At 60.8% G+C, this 20,333-nt stretch carries 15 protein-coding genes; 10 read left to right on the top strand and 5 right to left on the bottom strand.

Going from position 1 to position 20,333, the window contains the following annotated elements:
* Positions 1–35: 35 nt before the first annotated feature.
* The 6 genes from ACSQ3J_RS14205 to ACSQ3J_RS14180 all read left to right on the top strand — a co-directional run bounded on the left by ACSQ3J_RS14205 (position 36) and on the right by ACSQ3J_RS14180 (position 7,351).
* Positions 36–1,517, top strand: a complete 1,482-nt coding sequence (locus tag ACSQ3J_RS14205) for a sugar ABC transporter ATP-binding protein (RefSeq protein ID WP_436039333.1) — start codon at positions 36–38, stop codon at positions 1,515–1,517.
* Positions 1,514–2,560 (top strand): ABC transporter permease, encoded by a 1,047-nt coding sequence (locus ACSQ3J_RS14200; RefSeq protein WP_060502809.1) that lies wholly within the window; start codon positions 1,514–1,516, stop codon positions 2,558–2,560. Before ACSQ3J_RS14205 ends, ACSQ3J_RS14200 begins: the two co-directional genes overlap by 4 nt.
* A gap of 145 nt (positions 2,561–2,705) precedes the next feature.
* Entirely contained in the window at positions 2,706–3,716 is a 1,011-nt protein-coding gene (locus tag ACSQ3J_RS14195) for a sugar ABC transporter substrate-binding protein (RefSeq protein ID WP_436039332.1), read from the top strand.
* A gap of 80 nt (positions 3,717–3,796) precedes the next feature.
* Positions 3,797–5,335: a sugar ABC transporter ATP-binding protein gene (locus ACSQ3J_RS14190; RefSeq protein ID WP_060502807.1), complete on the top strand. Its 1,539-nt coding sequence runs from the start codon at positions 3,797–3,799 to the stop codon at positions 5,333–5,335.
* Complete coding sequence (locus tag ACSQ3J_RS14185; RefSeq protein ID WP_060502806.1) at positions 5,325–6,353, top strand: ABC transporter permease; 1,029 nt, start codon at positions 5,325–5,327, stop codon at positions 6,351–6,353. The genes ACSQ3J_RS14190 and ACSQ3J_RS14185 overlap by 11 nt, the downstream gene beginning before the upstream one ends.
* A gap of 2 nt (positions 6,354–6,355) precedes the next feature.
* On the top strand, positions 6,356–7,351 hold the full coding sequence (locus ACSQ3J_RS14180) for an ABC transporter permease (RefSeq protein WP_060502805.1): 996 nt from the start codon (positions 6,356–6,358) through the stop codon (positions 7,349–7,351).
* Between the two features lie 106 nt (positions 7,352–7,457).
* Here ACSQ3J_RS14180 and ACSQ3J_RS14175 read toward each other — a convergent pair whose 3' ends face one another.
* A complete protein-coding gene (locus ACSQ3J_RS14175; protein ID WP_060502804.1) occupies positions 7,458–8,171 on the bottom strand; it encodes an META domain-containing protein in 714 nt (237 codons plus the stop codon).
* Positions 8,172–8,339: 168 nt separating this feature from the next.
* Here ACSQ3J_RS14175 and dxr point away from each other — a divergent pair, with 168 nt between their 5' ends.
* Positions 8,340–9,530 (top strand): 1-deoxy-D-xylulose-5-phosphate reductoisomerase, encoded by a 1,191-nt coding sequence (gene dxr / locus ACSQ3J_RS14170; protein ID WP_060502803.1) that lies wholly within the window; start codon positions 8,340–8,342, stop codon positions 9,528–9,530.
* A 319-nt stretch (positions 9,531–9,849) separates the two neighbouring features.
* Complete coding sequence (locus tag ACSQ3J_RS14165; RefSeq protein WP_244481960.1) at positions 9,850–11,985, top strand: Ig-like domain-containing protein; 2,136 nt, start codon at positions 9,850–9,852, stop codon at positions 11,983–11,985.
* 183 nt (positions 11,986–12,168) lie between these two features.
* Here ACSQ3J_RS14165 and hemA read toward each other — a convergent pair whose 3' ends face one another.
* The 4 genes from hemA to ACSQ3J_RS14145 all read right to left on the bottom strand — a co-directional run bounded on the left by hemA (position 12,169) and on the right by ACSQ3J_RS14145 (position 17,393).
* Complete coding sequence (gene hemA / locus ACSQ3J_RS14160) at positions 12,169–13,386, bottom strand: 5-aminolevulinate synthase (protein WP_037097469.1); 1,218 nt, start codon at positions 13,384–13,386, stop codon at positions 12,169–12,171.
* 225 nt (positions 13,387–13,611) lie between these two features.
* Positions 13,612–14,412: an FAD binding domain-containing protein gene (locus ACSQ3J_RS14155; protein WP_060502802.1), complete on the bottom strand. Its 801-nt coding sequence runs from the start codon at positions 14,410–14,412 to the stop codon at positions 13,612–13,614.
* A gap of 12 nt (positions 14,413–14,424) precedes the next feature.
* Positions 14,425–16,773: a xanthine dehydrogenase family protein molybdopterin-binding subunit gene (locus tag ACSQ3J_RS14150; protein WP_060502801.1), complete on the bottom strand. Its 2,349-nt coding sequence runs from the start codon at positions 16,771–16,773 to the stop codon at positions 14,425–14,427.
* A gap of 131 nt (positions 16,774–16,904) precedes the next feature.
* Positions 16,905–17,393 (bottom strand): (2Fe-2S)-binding protein, encoded by a 489-nt coding sequence (locus tag ACSQ3J_RS14145; protein WP_060502800.1) that lies wholly within the window; start codon positions 17,391–17,393, stop codon positions 16,905–16,907.
* A 441-nt stretch (positions 17,394–17,834) separates the two neighbouring features.
* Between ACSQ3J_RS14145 and ACSQ3J_RS14140 the strand changes: the two genes are divergently transcribed.
* Positions 17,835–18,092, top strand: a complete 258-nt coding sequence (locus tag ACSQ3J_RS14140) for a glycine zipper domain-containing protein (RefSeq protein WP_060502799.1) — start codon at positions 17,835–17,837, stop codon at positions 18,090–18,092.
* A 252-nt stretch (positions 18,093–18,344) separates the two neighbouring features.
* Positions 18,345–20,255: an autotransporter assembly complex protein TamA gene (locus ACSQ3J_RS14135; RefSeq protein ID WP_060502798.1), complete on the top strand. Its 1,911-nt coding sequence runs from the start codon at positions 18,345–18,347 to the stop codon at positions 20,253–20,255.
* Positions 20,256–20,333: the final 78 nt, after the last annotated feature.

Genomic DNA, 20,333 nt, shown 5'->3' with positions numbered 1-20,333 from the left:
TTATATAGATAATAAAGATATCAGGATTCCCATTCATGCCATTGCTTCACATCGATGCGCTCAACCGCAGCTTTCAGTCCACGCGCGCCCTCGTAAACGCAATGCTGAAGATCGATGCCGGAGAGATCGTGGCATTGATGGGGGCAAACGGTGCCGGAAAATCGACACTGGTGAAGATCCTCTCCGGAGTGTTGCCCGCCGATAGCGGCGTAATCACGCTGAACGGCCGGCCCTATGTCCCGCGCACGCCCGCACAGGCCGCCGCTGCAGGCATCGTCACCGTCCATCAATCAACTGATCTGGTGGGCGCGGCAGGCCTCACCGTTGCAGATACGCTGCTGCTGACGCAGTTCAGCCAGCGCGGCCAACCTTTCTTCATCTCCCGCGCCAGCGTCAGACGGCAAGCACAGGCAATTCTCGACGCCGCCGGGTTCGATCTGCCGCTGGACCGCGACTTCGCCGATCTCACGGCAGCCGACCGGCAACTGGTGGCCATTGCCCGCGCACTGGCCAACCGGGCGGACCTCTTGATCCTCGACGAGCCGACAGCCAGTCTTTCCCTTGCCGAAAGCCAGCGCCTGTTTAACATTCTCAAGCGCTTGCGCGATGGCGGCCTTGCCATTCTCTACATTTCGCATCGGACCGCCGATCTCCAGGCAATTGCCGACAGGGTGCTCGTCATGCGCGGCGGGGCGATCGCTGGCGTCTTCGAACGTCCGATCGATTTTGCCGCAGCGATCGAGGCAATGATCGGCCGCAAGCTGCAATCGGCGCGGCCCGGCATTCGCCCGCCTGAAGGGCAGCCGGTCTTTGAGATGCGCGACGCGCGGCTGTTGCCCGGCTCCCTTCCTTTCGATCTCGCCGTCCACACCGACGAGGTGGTGGCGATCACCGGTGTGCTGGGGGCCGGCAAGAGCCGCCTGCTCTCCGCGATCTTCGGCAACGGCCGCCTTGCTGCCGGAGAGATGTATCTGGACAGCCGCCGGCACCGGCCGAAAACACCGGCAGAGGCGATTGCCGCCGGTGTCGCCATGGCCGCAGAAGACCGGCACCGCTCTTCCTTGATGCCAGCCGATTGGCCAGGAAGTTCACTGGCAGCCACCATCAGCCTGCCGCATCTTTCCAAATGGTATCCGCACGGCCTGCTGTTTGGCGGCCGTGAACGGCGCGAGGCGGAACAGGCAATCGACCGCCTGCGCATCAAGGCATCCGGACCACTGGCCCCGATAACCTCGCTTTCCGGCGGCAACCAGCAAAAGGTGGTTCTGGCCCGCTGGGAAGCCGAACCGAGCCGGCTTCTGCTGCTCGACGAACCCTTTCAAGGCGTCGATGTCGGCGCCCGTCACGATATCATCCAGGCGATCCGCAGCCGCAGCGACCGTGCCACCCTGATCGCCACCTCCGACCCGGAAGAAGCCTACGAGGTTGCCGACCGCATTCTGATCATCGACCACCACAGCCTTGCCGCAGCGCCCGGCGGCGCGCGCGGCGGTCTTTCCGAGGAAATCCACGCATGACATCGACCATTGACGAAGCCGCTCCGGTACAACGCAACGCAAACCGGGTTGGCTGGCTTGCAGACCTCGGTACGGCCTTGCGATCGAGCGCCGTCTTCATTCTTCTGGCAGCGCTGCTTTTAGGCTTCTCTGCCGCCGAGCCCGCCTTCGCCAATCTCGGCAACCTGATGAGCATCCTGCAGGCCGTGGCCGTCGTCGCCATTCTCGGTGCGGGCGTCACAGTGACGCTCGCCGTTGGCGGCTTCGATCTGTCGATCGGCGCGATAGCCGCCTCCAGCGTCATGGCCGCCAGCTATGCGATGATCGTCTGGGGGCTCGGTGCCATTGCCACCGTGCTGCTGGTGCTTGCCTTCGGTGCGCTGATCGGCCTTGTCAACGCCTTCCTCATCGTCCGGCTGAAGGTTCCCGATCTCTTGGCCACGCTGTCGATGATGTTTCTGCTCTCCGGCCTGCAGCTGATCCCGACCGCCGGCCGCTCGATCTCCGCCGGACTGATCCTGCCGAACGGCACAACCGCCACCGGCGTCTACGATCCCGCCTTTCTCCTGATCGGCCGCGCCAACCTGGCCGGCATCGTCCCGGTTTCCGTCGTGCTGATGGCCCTCGTCGCCATCGCCCTGTTCGTGCTGACGGAGCGGACCCGCATCGGCCGCCTGCTGTTTGCCACCGGCGGCAACGCGGTAGCGACGCGGCTGGCGGGTGCATCAACGGCGCGGCTGAAGATGCTTGCCTATGTGATCTCCGGCACGCTTGCCTCGCTCGGCGGTATCGTCATTGCTGCCCGCGTCGGGCGCGGCGACGTCTCCTCCGGCGGCTCATTGCTGATGGATGCTGTCGCTGCCGCCCTGATCGGCTTCGCAGTGCTGGGCAAGCGGCGGCCGAATGTTCTCGGCACCATTGTCGGTGCCGTCTTCGTCGGCGTTCTGCTCAACGGCCTGACCATGCTCAACGCGCCCTATTACACGCAGGATTTCGTCAAGGGCGCCGTCCTCGTCGGCGCCTTGGCGCTGACCTACGGAACTGTTCGCAGTCCCTCCCCCTGACATGACCCCGCCGGCCGGGATTTCGCCCGGCTGCGTAACTTCCCAGCCCAAGTTTTCCGGCCGCTGTTCCATCTTTGGAAATTTCTTCCTCGGCAAGCCGCATAATACACTTATTCTATAGATATTATTTAAACGGGGATTGACCATGACACAGGATAAAGCGGTACAGGGCGTCGGCCGGCGTGACCTTTTGAAACTCTCGGCAGTCGCCGGTGCGGCCATTGCCGGAGCCAGCCTTATCGGCAGCCGGACAGCGGCGGCGGAAGGTGAACTCTCACTGAAAGGCAAGCGCATCGCCATCAGCGCCACCGGCACTGATCACTTCTTCGACCTTCAGGCCTACAATGCCCAGATCGAGGAAGTGAAGCGCCTCGGTGGTGAGCCGATTGCTGTGGATGCAGGGCGGAACGACGGCAAGCTCGTATCGCAACTGCAGACGCTGATTGCCCAGAAGCCGGACGCCATCGTCCAGATTCTTGGAACGCTCAGCGTCATTGATCCCTGGCTGAAAAAGGCGCGCGACGCGGGCATTCCGGTCCTGACCGTCGATGTCGGTTCGACCAATTCGATCAACAACACCACTTCCGACAATTGGGGCATCGGCAAGGACCTGGCGCTGCAGCTGGTTTCCGATATCGGCGGTGAAGGCAATATCGTCGTCTTCAACGGCTTTTACGGCGTCACGCCCTGCGCCATCCGCTACGACCAGCTGGTCAATGTCGGCAAATATTTCCCCAAGGTCAAAATCCTTGAGCCGGAATTGCGCGACGTCATCCCGAACACGGTTCAGGACGCCTTCACGCAGATCACCGCGCTTCTCAACAAATACCCGGAGAAAGGCTCGATCAAGGCGATCTGGTCGGCCTGGGATATCCCGCAGCTCGGTGCCACCCAGGCGGTGGCCGCCGCCGGCCGTACCGAGATTCTGACCTACGGCGTCGATGGCAGCCCTGAAGTGCTGCAGCTCGTTGCCGATCCGAATTCGCCAGCCGGTGCCGATGTCGCCCAGCAGCCGGCCGAAATCGGCCGCACGGCAATCCAGAATGTCGCTAGGCTGCTCGCCGGCCAGACACTGCCGCGTGAAACCTACGTGCCAGCGCTGATCGCCAACAAGGCAAACGTCAACGAAGTCAGCAAAAAGCTCGGTATCGGCTGACATCAGCATGTCTTCGGGGCGATCCGGACCGATACCGGATCGCCCATTCCATAAGGGTCGATCAGCAGGACGGTCATGCCATGAGCACAGCTTCACCAGACGAAACCGGCGATGCCATTCATCTCGACGGGATCGTCAAGCGCTTTGATGGCGCACTGGCGCTGAACCACGCCTCGTTGCGCGTCCGGCGCGGTACCGTTCACGGCCTCGTCGGCCAGAACGGCGCCGGCAAATCGACCCTGATCAAGCTGCTCGCCGGCCTGCATCAGCCGGACGAAGGCCGTATCAAGATCGATGGCGAGGCTTACGACAGACTGACGCCGCACCGGGTCGAGGAACTCGGTATCCATTTCATCCATCAGGACCGGCTGCTCGTTCCGACCTTCACGGTCGATGAAGCCCTGTTTCTCGGACGCGAACCGCGCATCGCCGGTACGCCCTTTCTCGACCGGCGGCTGATGCAACGCCGAGCCAGCGAAATCCTCGACGATTATTTCGGCATCAAGCTGCCCAACAGCGCGCTGATCAGCGAGCTTTCCACCGCCGAAAAACAGATCGTCCAGATCACCCGTGCGCTGCTAGACCAGCCGAAAGTCCTCGTCTTCGACGAGCCGACGGCGGCTCTTGTGCGCCGCGAGGCGGATATTCTCTTCCGCCTGATCCGCCGCCTGCGCGACGAGGGGGTGACGATCATCTACATCTCGCATTATCTCAACGAGATCGAAGAGCTCTGCGACACCGTCACGGTGCTGCGCAATGGCGAAGACGTCGCCACCTTGCCGCTTGGCGAAACGTCTGCTGCGGCCATCGCCCGGCTGATGGTGGCGCGCGACATCGCCGACCTCTACCCGAAACGCGACGTGACGCCCGGCAAGGACATCCTGACGCTCGAACGGCTGTCGGCACATGGAAAATATCAGGATGTCTCCCTGACACTGCGGCGCGGCGAAGTGCTCGGCCTGACTGGCCTTCTCGGCTCCGGCGCCAAGGACCTGATCCGTACACTGTTCGGCCTGGAAAGTGCCTCATCGGGGCAGATCACCATCAATGGCAAACCGGTGCGCTCAGTCAATCCCGCCCAAGCCGTCGACCGGCACCTTGCGCTCGTCCCGGAAGACCGGCGCGGCAACGGCGTGGCGCTTGATCTCAGCGTCAAGGAAAACATCACGCTATCCTCGTTGAAGCGCTTCACTCGCCTCGGCTTCCTTGATTTCAACAGCGAACGGCGCGAAGCGGATGATCTTATCCGTCGCCTCGAGATCAAGACATCGGGGTGCAATGCCCTTGTGCGCACGCTCTCGGGCGGCAACCAGCAGAAGGTGGCGATCGCCAAATGGCTGAGCCGCCACTCCGAAATCTACCTGCTGGACGAGCCGACGGTCGGCGTCGATATCGGCTCCAAGGTCGAGATTTACAACCTCATCGGCGATCTCGCCGCCCGCGGGGCCGGTATCATCGTGCTGTCATCGGATCTGCCGGAACTGATCGGCATTACCGATCGCATCCTCGTCCTCTTCCGCGGCAGTATCATCAGCGAATTCACCTCTTCGCAAACATCTCCGGACGACGTGCTTGCCGCATCCACCGGCTCCTCAGAGGTTCTCCGCCATGTCGGTTGATATCCAGCTCGCACCCGTCATCCATTTTGAACCGGGCTTATCGACGTCCAAGCCGAGCCGGGGTGGAAATCTCGCCGCCGGTGCACTCCGTGCCGGATCGCTGGTAGCCTTCGTTACCATCCTGCTCGTCTTTTCACTGACGGCACCTTACTTTCTCAGCGTTGGCAATATCGGCAACGTGCTTGGCCAGTCGGCGATATCAGGCGTTCTGGCCATCGGCCTGACCATCGTGCTGATCGCCGGCGGTTCCAACGTCGTCACCGGCGGCATCGACCTGTCGCTTGCCGCCAATATGGGCCTGAGCGCCGCCGTCTATGCGACGGCAGCCCAACTCGGCTATGGTGATGCAACGGCGGTTGCAGGCGCCCTCCTCACCGGCCTCCTGATCGGCGCGATCAATGCCATCGCCGTGGTCGGCGCAGGCATCGTGCCGCTGCTTGCAACGCTTGCCGTAATGAACATCGTCGCCGGCCTCGAACTGGTGCTGACGCAAAACACCGTCATTCCCGCCTCGACACCGCTGCTGACGGATCTGTCCTCATCCGGCCCGCTGGGCATTCCGGCGCTCGCCTATGTGCTGCTGGTCTTCACGCTGATTGCTGCAGCCATCGTGCAACATACCCCGGCCGGACTTCGTCTCTACGCCGTCGGCGAGTTTCCCGATGCAGCCCGCGCCGCCGGCCTGCCGGTTCGCCGGCTGGTCGCAGGCGCCTTCATGGCCAGCGGCTTTTGTGGTGGGGTCGCCGGTGTTCTGTCGGTGTCCAATCTCAGCGGCAGCACCACGGGCTCCGGCGAAATGCTGCTGCCGGTGGTGGTTACGGCCCTGCTCGGCTCCGTCTTCTCGCGGCGGCTGGTGCCCACTGTCATCGGCACGCTGTTATCCACCCTGTTCGTCGGTTTCCTCGTCAACGGTTTCCAGCTTCTCAACATTTCAAGCGTGCTGGTGAGCGGCGTCCAGGGTCTGCTGATCCTGCTCGTCGTTTCGGCAACGACATTGCTGCGCAGGCAGGAGGCCTGATCATGACCCTGCAGACCTCCGCAATCGAACCGTCCGTCCCCCGCGCCCTCATCGGCGTGGTCGTCGATAACGCACTCGTGCTGGCGCTCGTCACGGTGTTTGCGATCTTCTCCTTCGCGACCCCGACGTTTCTGACCATCGCCAACCTGCAGAGCATTCTCGTCAACAATTTTACGCTGCTCGCCATCGCCGCCATTGCCATGACCTCTGCCGTCTCGGTTGGCGGCATTGATCTGTCAGTCGGTACAGCCATCGATTTCGCCAGCTTCGCCTTTGTTTCCCTGGTCCTCGCAGGCCAGCCCGTCGCGATCGCCGCCTTGGCAGGTCTTGGCGCCGGCGCAGCGGTCGGCGCCTTCAATGCGGTGCTGATTTCGGGCATCGGCATATCGCCCTTTCTCGCCACGCTTGGCACGCTCTTCATCGGCCGCAGCATCCAGCAGCTCCTGACCAATGGCGGCAACCCCGTTTACCTGCCGCCATCAGGCATTCCCGAAACCTTCCGCTTTCTCGGGCGCGGCGCGATCGGTGGCATTCCGGTTCCGCTCATCATCACCGCCATCATCATCGTTGCTGCAACCGTAATCCTCACCCGCGCCCGCTTCGGCCGTGTCGCGCTCGCCATCGGCATTCAGCCGAGCGTCGTGCGCTATTCCGGCATCGCAGCGCGAATTCATGTGGCGATGGCCTTCATTCTGGCGGGCCTTATCGCTGCAGTCGCGGGGCTGATACTGTCGGCGACGGTCACCGTCTACATCCCCTCCTCCGGCAGCGCCTTCCTGCTCAATGCCATCGGCGCTACGTTCATCGGCACGACTCTGTCGCGCCTTGGCCGCCCCAATATCCCGGGCACCGTACTTGGTGTGCTTTTGCTTGGCATCGTCGCCAATGGCCTGCTGCTCACCGGGCTGAATTTCTACTGGCAACAGGTCGGCACCGGCCTGCTGATCTTCGCCGTGCTGGCCCTGAGCTTCATCACCCGGCGCAAGGCTTCGGCCTGACATCAAAGACAGAGGTTCCTACTCTCGACGGCCGGGAAATACGCATCGCGGCTACGAATTAGAACCAAAAGAAAATCCGCCGGCATCGACCGCCGGCGCGCTTGGCTCATCCCACTTTCGAGCAGGTGACGCCCGGGGCGTTTTCGCCCTTCATGGTATCGATCAGCGTCGCCTCGTCGCCTTTCGTCCACCAGATATATTGCCCGCCTGTATATTTGGCGCCCGATGCCGACAGCACGTTTGCGGCGACCACGAACTCGCTGCCGATCGTCAAGGTGACCAGGGAAACAGGACCAGCATTGATATATTCCGCAGCGATCGATTGGCCGGCGCAGTCGTACCGCAAAGCTTGCCGGTCAACCGTCCGGGCGCCGGGGATATTGATGAGAACGTCTGACGATACGGTGTGCGGGGCAAGCCGCAGAGCAGTTTTCGAATCGGCCTTTGTGAGGACCAGCTTCGTTTCTTCGATCTTCCAGGACAGGCCAGTCTTCAAAGCCGCGAAAAACTTCGTCTCCTGATCCATCACCGCCGGTACGCACATCTTGCGTGTCGACCCGGCAGGACCGAAGGCGATTTCTCCGCCCTGCAGGTCGAAGGTGCCTGTGTAATTGTTACAGCCAGCAAAACCGGAATAGGTGCCGTCATCGTTGATTTCCAGCGTCGTCTGCAGATAATCGATGACGCCGCCGCCGCCGATATCCTCGGCCAGCCATGTCCCCACAAGCTCGCGGGGGACTGATTCGGCAGCAATCGTGGAGACAGATGTCGCATCGATCAACACGCAGGAGCAGGAAAGAAACAGCGCAAGTTTCAGCATTAGATACACCCTTTCCGGCGAACGGCAGATCCCGGCCGGCCCGCCAAGGCCGGTGATTCGCAACATCTGCGACCCTATCGCCACCACCCGGAGCGAAGCTACCCTTGTTGGCACCCGCTTTCACCTGTAGAGCCTAACATGAAAAAACAAAAACAACGGGACTTGGCCATGACCTCCGGCGCGCAAGGCAAACGCCGCTTGACCATTTTGGGCTCGACGGGCTCGATCGGCACCAACACGCTCGACGTCATCCGCCAACTTGGCGGACGCGATGCGTTCGATATTGCCGCATTGACCGGTAACGGCAATGTCGCGCTGCTTGCAGAACAGGCGATAGCAACGGGCGCCGAACTCGCCGTCACAGCGGACGAGGGCCAATATGAAAACCTCAAGGCGGCCCTTGCCGGCACCGGCATCGAAGCCGCGGCCGGTCGCAACGGCCTGATCGAGGCGGCGCAGCGTGATGCGGATTGGGTGATGGCCGCCATCGTCGGCACGGCGGGTCTTGCCCCCACTCTGGCCGCCGCACGCCGCGGCGCCGACATTGCCCTTGCCAACAAGGAATGCCTGGTTTCCGCCGGTGATCTCTTCGTGGCCGCCGTCCATGCCGGCGGTGGCAAGCTGCTGCCGGTCGATAGCGAACACAATGCCATTTATCAGGTGCTGGAAGAGCACCAGCGCCACGCAGTCGAGCGCATTATCCTCACCGCGTCCGGCGGCCCGTTCCGCCGTTCAACGCTGGCCGAAATGCGCGATGTCACCGCCGCAACGGCCCGCGCCCACCCTAACTGGTCGATGGGCCTGAAGATCTCGATCGACAGCGCCTCGATGTTCAACAAGGCGCTTGAGATGATCGAGGCCAAGCATCTGTTCGGCATGAGGCCAGACCAGATCGAAGTCATCGTCCATCCGCAATCGGTCATCCATTCGATGGTCGGCTATAGCGACGGTTCGGTGCTGGCGCAGCTCGGCTGCCCGGACATGCGCACCGCCATCGGTTACGCCCTGTCGCACCCGGCACGGCCAGCGCTCGATGTCGAGCGGCTGGATTTCGCAAAACTGTCGCGGCTCGATTTCGAAGCACCGGACGAAGAGCGCTTCCCGGCTCTGCGCCTCGCCCGGCTGGCGATGGAACGCGGCGGCATGCAGAGCGCTGTTCTGAACGCTGCCAAGGAAGTGGCGCTGGAGGCGTTTATCAGTGGGCACATCGGCTTCCTGCAGATGGCCGAGATCACTGAAACGGTCATGGAGGCGATGACCGCTATACCGGCGGCATCCAGCATGGATGAGGTGTTTGCCCTGGACGGCGAAGCCCGGCGCATCGCCAAAACGATCGTCGAACGCGAGGTTGCGGCCTGAGATCCCACCACCCGTTGCCAGAAGACGCGGCGGCGCTCCCGTCTGTCATTCGCGAACGGCAGGCAGCGTCACCCCACCATTTGATTCCTCGGTAGTTAGCCCGCCCCAATTTCGGTATCCGATGGGTTGCATCCTGGGTAGACCTCCCCTTTTGCAGGACAACCCAGTCGGGTCTTATGCCAAAGGATGTACACCTATTTGATCGGTGGCCTATTCCGAAGCCGAAGTGGCACAATCCCGCCAAATGGAGGGAATTGCCCGCGTGGTGGAGAAGAGAGAGACGAGAGGTTTAATTCTGATCGCCGCTGCACTTTTAGCGATGATCACACTGACCGCGGTAGCACCTTGGACCGGTAAACCACTGGCCGTGGCCGGGCTTACTCCGATGGCAGACGCTACCGATGTCGACCTCGGCGCAGCAATCATGGTCACCTTCACCGAGGACGTCGATCCAGCCACAATTGGGCCGAACTCGCTCCAACTCTCCGAAATGGGCATACCGGTGAAGGCGAGCGTCTCTTACGATACCTGGACCAACTCCGCAGTGCTCACAACCAAGATGCCGCTGAAAAGTGGCGCAAGATACACCGCGACCCTTGCCGCAGGCCCAAGGGACAAGGCCGGCAATACGCTGGAGACCAGTCAGAGCTGGTCGTTCACAACGCGGCGCGATTTCGAGCACGGTTTCGGCGGGCCAGTCTTGATCATTCACTCATCCGACTTGCCATTCAGCAAATATCTCAGCGAGATTCTGCGGGCAGAGGGTATCGGGTCGTTCGAAAGCGCCGATATTTCCAGCGTCACTGCAAAACTGCTCGACCGTTTCGACCTTATCCTGATTGGCGAAGTACCACTGGACGACGCCCAAGCCACACTGTTTTCGCGATGGGTCGAGGCCGGTGGCGATCTGATTGCCATGCGCCCCGACAAGAAACTCGCCAGTCTCCTCGGATTGCAGGACAAGGGCGAATCGCTGACCGAAGGTTATCTGCTGATCGACACGGTGTCGGCTCCCGGACGCGGCATTACCGGCCAGACGATTCAGTATCACGGATCGGCCGACCTCTACACGCTGAACGAAGGCACGACCGAGATAGCCCGGCTCTACAGCAACGTGTCGAACGCTACGCCAAACCCGGCTATCTCGATCCGCAATGTTGGAGATGCCGGTGGACAGGCGGCCGCATTCACATACGATCTCGCCCGGTCCGTCATTTACACGCGGCAGGGTAATCCCGCCTGGGCAGGAGACGAACGCGACGGCAATTCCGTCATCCGGCCCAATGACCTGTTCTTCGGGGCCAAGGAAGGCGATGAGCAACCCGATTGGAACGACTTCAATCGGATCGCCATTCCAGTGGCGGATGAGCAACAGCGGCTGCTCGTCAACCTGATGAACTTCATGCTCGAAGGCAAGGCGCCGTTACCAAGGCTCTGGTATTTCCCAAAAGGACACAAAGCGGTTCTCGTGATGGCCAGCGACGATCACGGAACACGAAGCGGAACGGAGGACTCGTTTGAGCGGCTGAAGGCCGTTGAACCGGAAGGATGTTCACTGGCCGACTGGGAGTGCTTTCGCGCCACGTCATGGATTTACACGAGCAGCGGTTTATCAGCCGAGGAAGCCCGCACATACGCTTCAGAGGGCTTTGACATCGGCGTGCACGTCAATACGGGCTGCAGCAATTCACCTCCAATGGACTTTGCGCGGATGTTTAGCCACGATCTCTACGCTTTCCGCATGAGATATCCTGACTTGCCGGCCCAGACCGGAAGCCGCACACATTGCCTGGCATGGAGCGACTGGGCCTCGACGCCGAAGGCAGAGGCGCGCTACGGCGTCCGCATCGATCTCAGCTATTACTATTGGCCCGGCCCGTGGATTAAGGGCCGCCCCGGCTTCAAGACCGGCTCCGGCCTGCCGATGCGCTATGCCGATGTCGATGGAAGCATGATCAATGTCTATCAAGTGGCGTCTCATCTGGTGAACGAAAGCGGGATGAGCTTTCCATCGGCCATCGACACACAGCTTGATCGCGCTCTTGGACCAGAGGGGTATTTCGGTGCGTTCGGAACACATTACGACTTCAGCGACGGCTTCGACCTCCAGTTGACCGCTGCGGCAGTGGCGCGTGGCGTGCCGTTGGTGTCAGCGCAGCAACTGCTAGATTGGACGGAGGGCCGCAACAATTCCCATTTTGCCCATATCGAATTGAGCCAAGAAGCGCTCACTTTCGACGCGTTCACAGACAGACGAACCGGGACGATGCTTCGTGGAATGATCCCGGCGGAAATCAGTGGCAAAGACATACTCACGATCAGCCGCGACGGCTTGCCGGTCAACTTCGAGAAGACGATCATCAAGGGAATTGCCTACGCCATGTTTCCTGTCGAAACGGGCGTTTATCGTGTGAGCTTTCCTACCGATGATCAGCGGGTGGAATTGACCGAATGATTCCATTCTGCACGTCATCAAGCGCCATGCAGAGATCAGCATCGGCTCCAGCGGCGATTGGAAATCGCGGTTTGCGGACGAAGCAGCCACTGCACCTCGTCTAAGCCTTCCCAAAGGAAGGGCATAAAAAATGCGGATCGCCCTTCGACAATCCGCATTGTAACGCCAAGCGACCAACAGTTTTCAGGCGACGGCCCTTGCGAGCGCGCAACGCGACCAGAGCTGGTGCAGCGCGCCGACCAGATGATCGAGATCGGCATCCGAATGCAGCGGCGTCGGCGTGATGCGCAGACGCTCGGTCTTCTTCGGCACCGTCGGATAGTTGATCGGCTGAACGTAGACGCCGCAATTGTCGAGAAGCAGATCGGAGATCCACTTGCACTTCGACGCGTCGCCAACAATCACCGGCACGATATGGCTCGGATTGTTGAGGTGCGGAATGCCGTTCTTGTCGAGCAGATTGCGCAGACGACGGACACGTTCCTGATGGGCGAAGCGTTCGACTTGGCTTTCCTTCAGATGCCGGATCGAGGCGACCGCACCGGCAGCCAATGCCGGCGGCAGCGCCGTCGTGAAGATGAAACCGGATGCGAAGGAGCGGATGAAATCGCACAGCGCCGTCGATGCAGCGATGTAACCGCCCATGACGCCAAACGCCTTGCCGAGTGTGCCTTCGATCACCGTCAGGCGGTGCATCAGGCCTTCGCGCTCAGCGATACCGCCGCCACGTGCGCCGTACATGCCGACAGCGTGCACTTCATCGAGATACGTCATCGCGCCATACTTGTCGGCGAGATCGCAGATTTCCTTGATCGGGGCGATATCGCCATCCATCGAGTAAACCGATTCAAACGCGATGATCTTCGGCGCGCGCGGATCGGCGGCCTGCAGCTTCGCTTCGAGATCCGTCAGCGAGTTATGCTTGAAGATCACCCGCTCGCACTTGGAGTAGCGGATGCCTTCGATCATCGATGCGTGATTCCCGGCGTCCGAAAAGACGATCACACCGGGAATCTTCGAACAGAGCGTTCCGAGCGCGGCCCAGTTGGACACGTAGCCCGAGGTAAACAGCAGCGCCGATTCCTTGCCATGCAGATCAGCAAGTTCGCGCTCAAGAAGAACGTGATAGTGGTTGGTGCCTGAAATATTCCGGGTGCCCCCAGCACCCGCGCCACACTGGTCGATGGCGAGTTTCATCGCCTCCGTAACCTTGGGATGTTGGCCCATGCCGAGATAGTCGTTGGAACACCAGACGGTGACATCCTGCTTCTCGCCGGCCGAATTGTAACGGGTTGCCTTGGGGAATTGTCCGCTCTGGCGCTCCAGATCGGCAAAAACGCGGTAGCGGCCTTCCTGATGCAGGCCGTCCAACTCACCTTTAAAGAAACTCTCGAAATCCATCATTGTCTCCAGAACCTTGCCGTCTTTTTGATCCAAAGCGTGGCGGCGTCAACCTCTGCGAGGGTTATCGCGGCCGAGTGCGGCAAAAGGCCCCTAATTTTGAACAGTTCCAAACTATCCATCGTGAATTTAATTCCACCTAACCTTGATCTGAGTCAAGACCATGCAAAAAGGACGGGGCATCCCGTCCTTATATTCTGTTTCAAGGAAATCAGCGGTAATTCCTCAAGAGGCCGCTGCAACGGCGCGTTTGGCCATGACCTTCACCAGATTGGCGCGATACTCCGAACTGGCATGGATATCCGCCATAAGGTCCGACGGATCGACCGTGATAGCGGCAAGCGCATCCGGCGACCAGTTGGCGGCAAGAGCTGCCTCCATGCCGGAATGCCGAAAGACCCCATCCGCACCGGCACCGGTCACCGCCACCCGCACATCGCCATTGTCCCGGCGGGCAACGAACACGCCGGTCATGGCATAACGCGACGCCGGATTGCGGAACTTCGCATAAGCGGCCTTGGCCGGTGCATCAAACGTGATGGCGACGATCATCTCGCCGTCCTCCAGCGCGGTCTCGAACAGGCCGGTGAAGAAGTCTGCCGCCTTGATCTCGCGGGCATTGGTGACAACGATAGCATCGAGCGCCAGAAGGGCTGACGGATAATCCGCCGCCGGATCGTTGTTGGCCACCGAACCGCCGATCGTGCCCATATGGCGCACATGCGGATCGCCGATATGATGGGCGAGATCGCAGATTGCCGGACAGACGGCCTTCAGGTCCGCGGACGAGGCAACATCGAAATGCGTCGTCGCAGCGCCGATCCGCACGGATTTCCCGTTGACGGAAATGCCCTTCAGATCGGGGATATGCCGGAGATCGACGAGATCGCTCGGCGACGCCAGCCGCTGCTTCATCGTCGCGATCAGCGTCATGCCGCCGGACAGATATTTGCCTTCGTCAGCGCCTGATTTCAGTTTCACCGCATCCTGAACAGAGGATGCGCGATGGTAATTGGTCGCATACATATCGTCTCCTCCTCAATTGGCCGCGTTGAGTGCAGCCCAGACCTTTTGCGGGGTCGCGGGCATCGTCAGGTTATTGTTTCCGATCGCATCGGTAATGGCGTTCATCAGCGCCGGTGGCGAACCGATCGCACCCGCCTCGCCACAGCCCTTGATCCCCAACGGATTGGACGGACACGGCGTGTTCTGGTGCGACAGCTTGAACGACGGCAGGTCGTCGGCGCGCGGCATGGCATAATCCATGTAGCTCGCCGTGATCAGCTGACCGTTCTGCGGATCGTAATGGACGTTTTCGAGCAGTGCCTGACCGATCCCTTGCGCGATCCCGCCATGCACCTGGCCCTCGACGATCATCGGGTTGATGATATTGCCGAAATCGTCGGCCGCAACGAACTGGATGATGTCGGTCACGCCCGTTTCCGGATCGACCTCGACCTCGCAGATATAGCATCCGGCCGGGAAGGTGAAATTGGACGGATCGTAGAACGCGCCCTCCTTCAATCCCGGCTCCATGCCGGCTGGCAGGTTGTGGGCGGTGTAGGCGGCCAGCGCCACCTGGAACCAGGGCAGCGTCTTGTCGGTACCCGCCACCTTCACTTCGCCATTCTCGATGACGATATCGCTTTCGTCCGCCTCCATCAGGTGGGCGGCGATCTTCTTGGCCTTGGCCTCCACCTTGTCGAGCGCCTTGACCACCGCCGACATCCCCACGGCGCCGGAGCGGGAGCCATAGGTCCCCATGCCCATCTGCACCTTGTCGGTATCGCCGTGGACGATGTTGACACTATCGATCGGAACGCCGAGACGGTCGGCGACCAGCTGGGCAAAGGTGGTCTCGTGCCCCTGGCCATGACTGTGCGACCCGGTCATCACCTCGATCGTCCCGACGGCATTGACCCGGACCTCGGCCGATTCCCACAGTCCGACACCAGCCCCAAGCGAGCCGACCGCCGCCGACGGCGCAATACCACAGGCTTCGATATAACAGCTCATGCCGATGCCGCGCTTCTTGCCGTGCCGGGCAGCTTCCGCCTTGCGGGCGGCAAACCCGTTCCAGTCGGCCGATGCCATCGCCGCTTCGAGCGACGCCTCGTAGTCGCCGGCGTCATAATTCATGATCAACGGCGTCTGGTAGGGGAAAGTCCGCACGAAATTCTGGCGGCGAAGCTCTGCCGGCGAAACGCCCAGTTCCCGCGCTGCGGTCTCCATCGTCCGCTCCAGCAGATAGGTCGCCTCCGGCCGCCCGGCACCGCGATAGGCATCGACCGGCACGGTATTGGTATAGACTGTGCGGACATTGGCATGGATGGCCGGAATGGCATATTGGCCGGACAACAGGGTGGCATAGAGATAGGTCGGCACGGCGGATGAAAACAGCGACATGTAGGCGCCGAGATTGGCGATCGTATCGACCTTCAGGCCGATGATTCGGTTGTCCTTGTCGAACGCCATCTTCACCGTCGAAACATGGTCGCGGCCATGCGCGTCGGTGAGGAACGCTTCCGTGCGGTCGCATGTCCATTTCACTGGCACGCCGGTCTTCTTCGACGCCCAGAGACAGACGATCTCCTCCGGATAAATATAGATCTTCGAACCGAAACCACCGCCGACATCCGGCGCAATCACCCGCAGCTTGTTTTCCGGCGCGACATTGTAGAAGGCGCTCATCACCAGCCGGGCGACGTGCGGATTCTGGCTTGTCGTGTAACAGGTATAGTGATCCTCGGCGCTGTCATAGATGCCGAGCGTTGCGCGCGGCTCCATCGGGTTTGGCGCAAGCCGGTTGTTGCGAAGGGTGATTTCGGTCACATGTGCGGCTTCCGCGATCGCCTTCTCCGTTGCGGCGCCGTCACCGATCTGCCAGTCAAAGATCAGATTGTTTGGCGCTTCCGGATGCAATTGCGGTTGCCCCGGCTCAAGTGCCTTCACCGCCTCGGTGACCGCCGGAAGAACCTCGTAGTCAACCACCACCGCCTCGGCCGCATCGCGGGCCTCGCCCAGACTCTCGGCAACGACGATGGCAACCGCATCGCCGACATAGCGCACGGTTTCGTGCGCCAGGGGCCGCCACACACCCATGTTCATCGGCGAACCATCCTTGGAATGGATCATCCAGCCGCAAATGATGTTGCCGATCGCATCGACCTGCAGCTGCTTGCCTTCCAGGATGCCGATGACGCCCGGCATGTCCTTGGCCGCTGACATGTCAATGTTCTTGATCCGGGCATGGGCATAGGGGCTGCGCACGAAGAACGCATATTTCATGCCCGGGACGCTCATGTCGTCTGTGTACCGGCCCTTGCCGGTCAAAAACCGCTTGTCTTCTTTTCGCGCAACGCTTGCGCCAATGCCTTCAACACCCATGCTTCATCTCCTCCCGAGATATTTCTGCGTGGTCAGGTCGTGGCAGACGTTGGAAGCAATCGCGAAATGACGACACTACGGGGAGCGCGTTCATTCCGTATCCACCGGCTACCTCAGTCTGCGACCGCTGCTTATTCGGCTGCCTGCTGCGCACCGGCCATTTCGGCGGCGGCAGCGAGGATCGACTTGACGATATTATGGTAGCCGGTGCATCGACAGATATTGCCGTCGAGTTCCGCGCGCACCGTCGCCTCATCCAGATTGGCACCATGCCTGCGGATCATATCGACGGCGGTCATCACCATGCCGGGCGTACAGAAGCCGCACTGCAGACCGTGATTGGCCTTGAAGGCTGCCTGCACGGGGTGCAGTTCGCCGTTTGCGGCCAGTCCCTCGATCGTCGTGATTGTCGAGCCCGCTGCCTGCGCAGCCAGGATGGTACAACTCTTCACCGAACGGCCGTCCATATGGACGACACAGGCGCCGCATTGCGTGGTGTCGCAACCGACATGCGTTCCGGTCAGAGCCAGATTGTCTCGTAAAAAATGCACCAGAAGGGTGCGGTCTTCGCAGTCACTGCCGACCTGCCGGCCGTTGACCGTCATTTTCACTTTTGCCATCTCGCTCCTCCGAGGTTGGTCTTGCCAACACGAGCGGCTGTCGGGCAGATAAACTCGTTCCCGCGACAGAACCGCGTCAACTCTCATGCCTGGACCGCAGGCTTTCTCCTCAAAGCGTTACGGCATTCGTATCATTTGTTTTTTTTTGATCGGCCGCAACCGCTACTTTCAATCCTGCCGAAAATTCTGCCGGACAGAAAATACCCAAGCTGCCACGCCCAAACCTGTCACGAAAGGAACAGCCTTCAGCTTCCGTTCAGGTTGAATAGCATTACTTGCGCCAAGGGGATTTTGCAGGATATCTGTAGACTTTCACAGGCAGGCATTTATCTTTTAAAGGTGCAAGTTCGACCGGAGGGGGACCTTACGTCCATCTTCCATCCCTGGGGAGAAACGGACGGCCGGGAACTTGGGTCTCGCGTCCAGATTTTGGAGAAATAAATGAAGAAGGCCATCGTGCTTGTCCTGCTCGCGCTATCCGTTGTGAGCTGCACGCAGACTGAAAAGGGTGCCGGTATCGGGGCGGTTTCCGGCGCAATTATCGGCGGAGCAATCACCGGCGATGTTCGCGGCGCAGCCGTTGGCGCTGCAATCGGTGGCGTTTCGGGCGCCGTTATCGGCCACGTGACTGAGCAGCCCGGCCAGTGCTACTACCGTGACCGCTACGGCCGCCGCTACATCGACAGCTGCCCGCGTTGATCGCAGGCTTCATAAAAAGGCGGCGCATTACACCGCTTTTTCTCTCAGCCCCGGAGAAATCCGGGGCTTTTTGTTTCCCTCATGCCACACCGGCAGGGGTTTTCCACAAAAAGACGGCCAAAAGTCTTCATCACCCGGTCAATGCTGTGTAGGGTCATCATTAACAAACGGCAAACCTTGTCATGCGATTGTACTCCTGCCGTGATGGCAGGCAGGTGTTCGAAGTGGCCTGAACAGCGGAATGCGGAAATTATGCGTTTGCCGACTATGAGTTTTGCGTATCGGAAGGTTGGTGCTGCTTTTGCGGTCGCGGCTCTGGCTATCTGCGGGCCTCTGTCGGTCGGTGACGCCTATGCCTTCAAGATTTTCGGCATGCGGTTTTTCGAAAAAGAAGAAGAACCCAACGACATCGTCGATCCCGTCAATTTTAGCCTCACACTGAATGAATCCTCCGGCGACGAGGATCTGAAGTCGGCGCTGGAAAACAGTTCCCGTCTGTTTCAGGACAAGGACAAGCCGGTTTCGGGCGATCTTGGCCTCGCCATCAAGGCCCGCGACGACCGCGACCGCCTGCTGGCGGCTCTTTACGAACAGGCCCGCTACGGTGGCGTTGTGGCCGTTAAGGTGAATGGTCAGGACATCGATACACTGCCGCCCGATCCGGTGTTTCCGGACGGTGCCCCGGTGCCTGTCGAAATCACGGTAACCCCTGGCCCAGTGTTCACGCTCGGCGACATTGTTCTAAAAGGTGACGCCATCGGACGCCGGCCGGACGAGTATCTGAAGCCCGGCGCACGCGCGGATTCGACCCTGATCATCAAGGCTGGCGAAAAAGTCGTTGAAGATCTCAAGGAAGAAGGCCGGCCACTCGCCAAGTTGACGGAACGTAGCGTGGTTGCCGATCACGCAACGAATACCGTCGATGTGACGATCGCAGCGCAGGGCGGTCCCGTCGCACCGGTGGGCGCCGTCACCGTCAGCGGCACCAAGACCGTCGACCCGTCCTTCGTTGTCGATTACTCCCGCCTGAACGGCGGCAAGCCCTATTCTCCAGAAGCCCTGCGCAAAGCCTCCGACCGGCTTCGGCAGCTGGGCGTGTTCTCCAGCATCACCATCAAGCAGGCCAATGAACTGGCCCCCGACGGCACCATCCCAATGACCATCGAGGTTTCGGAAGGCAAGCAGCGCTATTTCGGTGCAGGCGCCCAGTATTCCACCACCGACGGCTTCGGCCTCCAGGGCTACTGGGGCCATCGCAACCTGTTCGGCCGGGCCGAATCGCTGCGGCTTGAGGGCTCGGTCAGCCGCATCGGTGAAACCACCGATATCGGCGATCTCGACTATTCGGCTGGCCTGCTGTTTGCCAAGCCGGGCGCATTTGGGCCCACCTCCACCTTCAACGCCAGCCTGAAGGCGCAGCTGCTCGATCCAGACGCCTACAAGGCAACGATCTTTACGGCGGCGGCGGGCGCCACGTTCGAACTGTCCGACACCGACACGGTGTCTGCCGGCGGCGAGCTCGCCTGGGCCGATGTCGATGATGCGTTCGGCAAGAACGAATATCTGACGGCCGCAATCCCGATCGAATATGTCCGCGATACGCGCGACAACAAGCTCAATCCCGTCTCGGGATATCGCGCTTCAATCAATGCCAAGCCGAGCTATGAGATCAACGGCCAGAGCTTCTTCAGCTCGTTCGAGGGATCGGCAGCCGCCTATGTCGGCTTCGGCGCGGAGAACCGCTTCGTTCTGGCCGGAAGGCTTGGCGCCGGTGTGATTGCCGGTGGCGACGGATTGGCCTCAATTCCCGCAAACCGGCGTTTCTATCTCGGCGGCGGCGGCACCGTGCGTGGCTATTCATATCAGGAGATCAGCCCGCGCAACGGCGACAACGAAATCCTCGGCGGCCGCTCCTATGTCAACGCCACGGTGGAAGCCCGCATCGGCATTACCGATACGATCGGCATCGTTCCCTTCATCGATGCGGGAACGGTGTCGTCAAAGACGGCCCCGGATTTTTCCGATATCCGCGCTGGTGCCGGTATCGGCCTGCGCTACAACACACCGTTCGGACCGATTCGGCTGGATGTCGCCGTGCCGCTGAATGCCTATCCGGGCGGCACCAAATACGGAATTTACGCCGGGATCGGCCAATCCTTCTGATTGCGTGAGGGCAGTCACCACGGCCTGAACCCGGTTTGAAAGATTGGGTTTCAGGGAGAAGCAATTTCACCGCAACGC

Origin of the sequence: Rhizobium sp. LjRoot98 (genome assembly GCF_964252935.1) — a bacterium.
Lineage (GTDB): Bacteria > Pseudomonadota > Alphaproteobacteria > Rhizobiales > Rhizobiaceae > Pararhizobium.
The sequence above is the reverse complement of the archived record's forward strand: the minus strand, read 5'-3'. Positions and strand labels throughout refer to the sequence as shown.

What these genes read in the sequence shown, in the direction of transcription:
- ACSQ3J_RS14155 (WP_060502802.1), bottom strand. Translation starts at nt 14,412, where the DNA reads ATGTATGCGACCAATTACCATCGCGCATCCTCTGTTCAGGATGCGGTG.
- ACSQ3J_RS14135 (WP_060502798.1), top strand. Translation starts at nt 18,345, where the DNA reads ATGCGTTTGCCGACTATGAGTTTTGCGTATCGGAAGGTTGGTGCTGCT.
- dxr (WP_060502803.1), top strand. Translation starts at nt 8,340, where the DNA reads ATGACCTCCGGCGCGCAAGGCAAACGCCGCTTGACCATTTTGGGCTCG.
- ACSQ3J_RS14175 (WP_060502804.1), bottom strand. Translation starts at nt 8,171, where the DNA reads ATGCTGAAACTTGCGCTGTTTCTTTCCTGCTCCTGCGTGTTGATCGAT.
- ACSQ3J_RS14145 (WP_060502800.1), bottom strand. Translation starts at nt 17,393, where the DNA reads ATGGCAAAAGTGAAAATGACGGTCAACGGCCGGCAGGTCGGCAGTGAC.
- ACSQ3J_RS14140 (WP_060502799.1), top strand. Translation starts at nt 17,835, where the DNA reads ATGAAGAAGGCCATCGTGCTTGTCCTGCTCGCGCTATCCGTTGTGAGC.
- ACSQ3J_RS14190 (WP_060502807.1), top strand. Translation starts at nt 3,797, where the DNA reads ATGAGCACAGCTTCACCAGACGAAACCGGCGATGCCATTCATCTCGAC.
- ACSQ3J_RS14205 (WP_436039333.1), top strand. Translation starts at nt 36, where the DNA reads ATGCCATTGCTTCACATCGATGCGCTCAACCGCAGCTTTCAGTCCACG.
- ACSQ3J_RS14180 (WP_060502805.1), top strand. Translation starts at nt 6,356, where the DNA reads ATGACCCTGCAGACCTCCGCAATCGAACCGTCCGTCCCCCGCGCCCTC.
- hemA (WP_037097469.1), bottom strand. Translation starts at nt 13,386, where the DNA reads ATGGATTTCGAGAGTTTCTTTAAAGGTGAGTTGGACGGCCTGCATCAG.
- ACSQ3J_RS14185 (WP_060502806.1), top strand. Translation starts at nt 5,325, where the DNA reads ATGTCGGTTGATATCCAGCTCGCACCCGTCATCCATTTTGAACCGGGC.
- ACSQ3J_RS14150 (WP_060502801.1), bottom strand. Translation starts at nt 16,773, where the DNA reads ATGGGTGTTGAAGGCATTGGCGCAAGCGTTGCGCGAAAAGAAGACAAG.
- ACSQ3J_RS14195 (WP_436039332.1), top strand. Translation starts at nt 2,706, where the DNA reads ATGACACAGGATAAAGCGGTACAGGGCGTCGGCCGGCGTGACCTTTTG.
- ACSQ3J_RS14200 (WP_060502809.1), top strand. Translation starts at nt 1,514, where the DNA reads ATGACATCGACCATTGACGAAGCCGCTCCGGTACAACGCAACGCAAAC.
- ACSQ3J_RS14165 (WP_244481960.1), top strand. Translation starts at nt 9,850, where the DNA reads ATGATCACACTGACCGCGGTAGCACCTTGGACCGGTAAACCACTGGCC.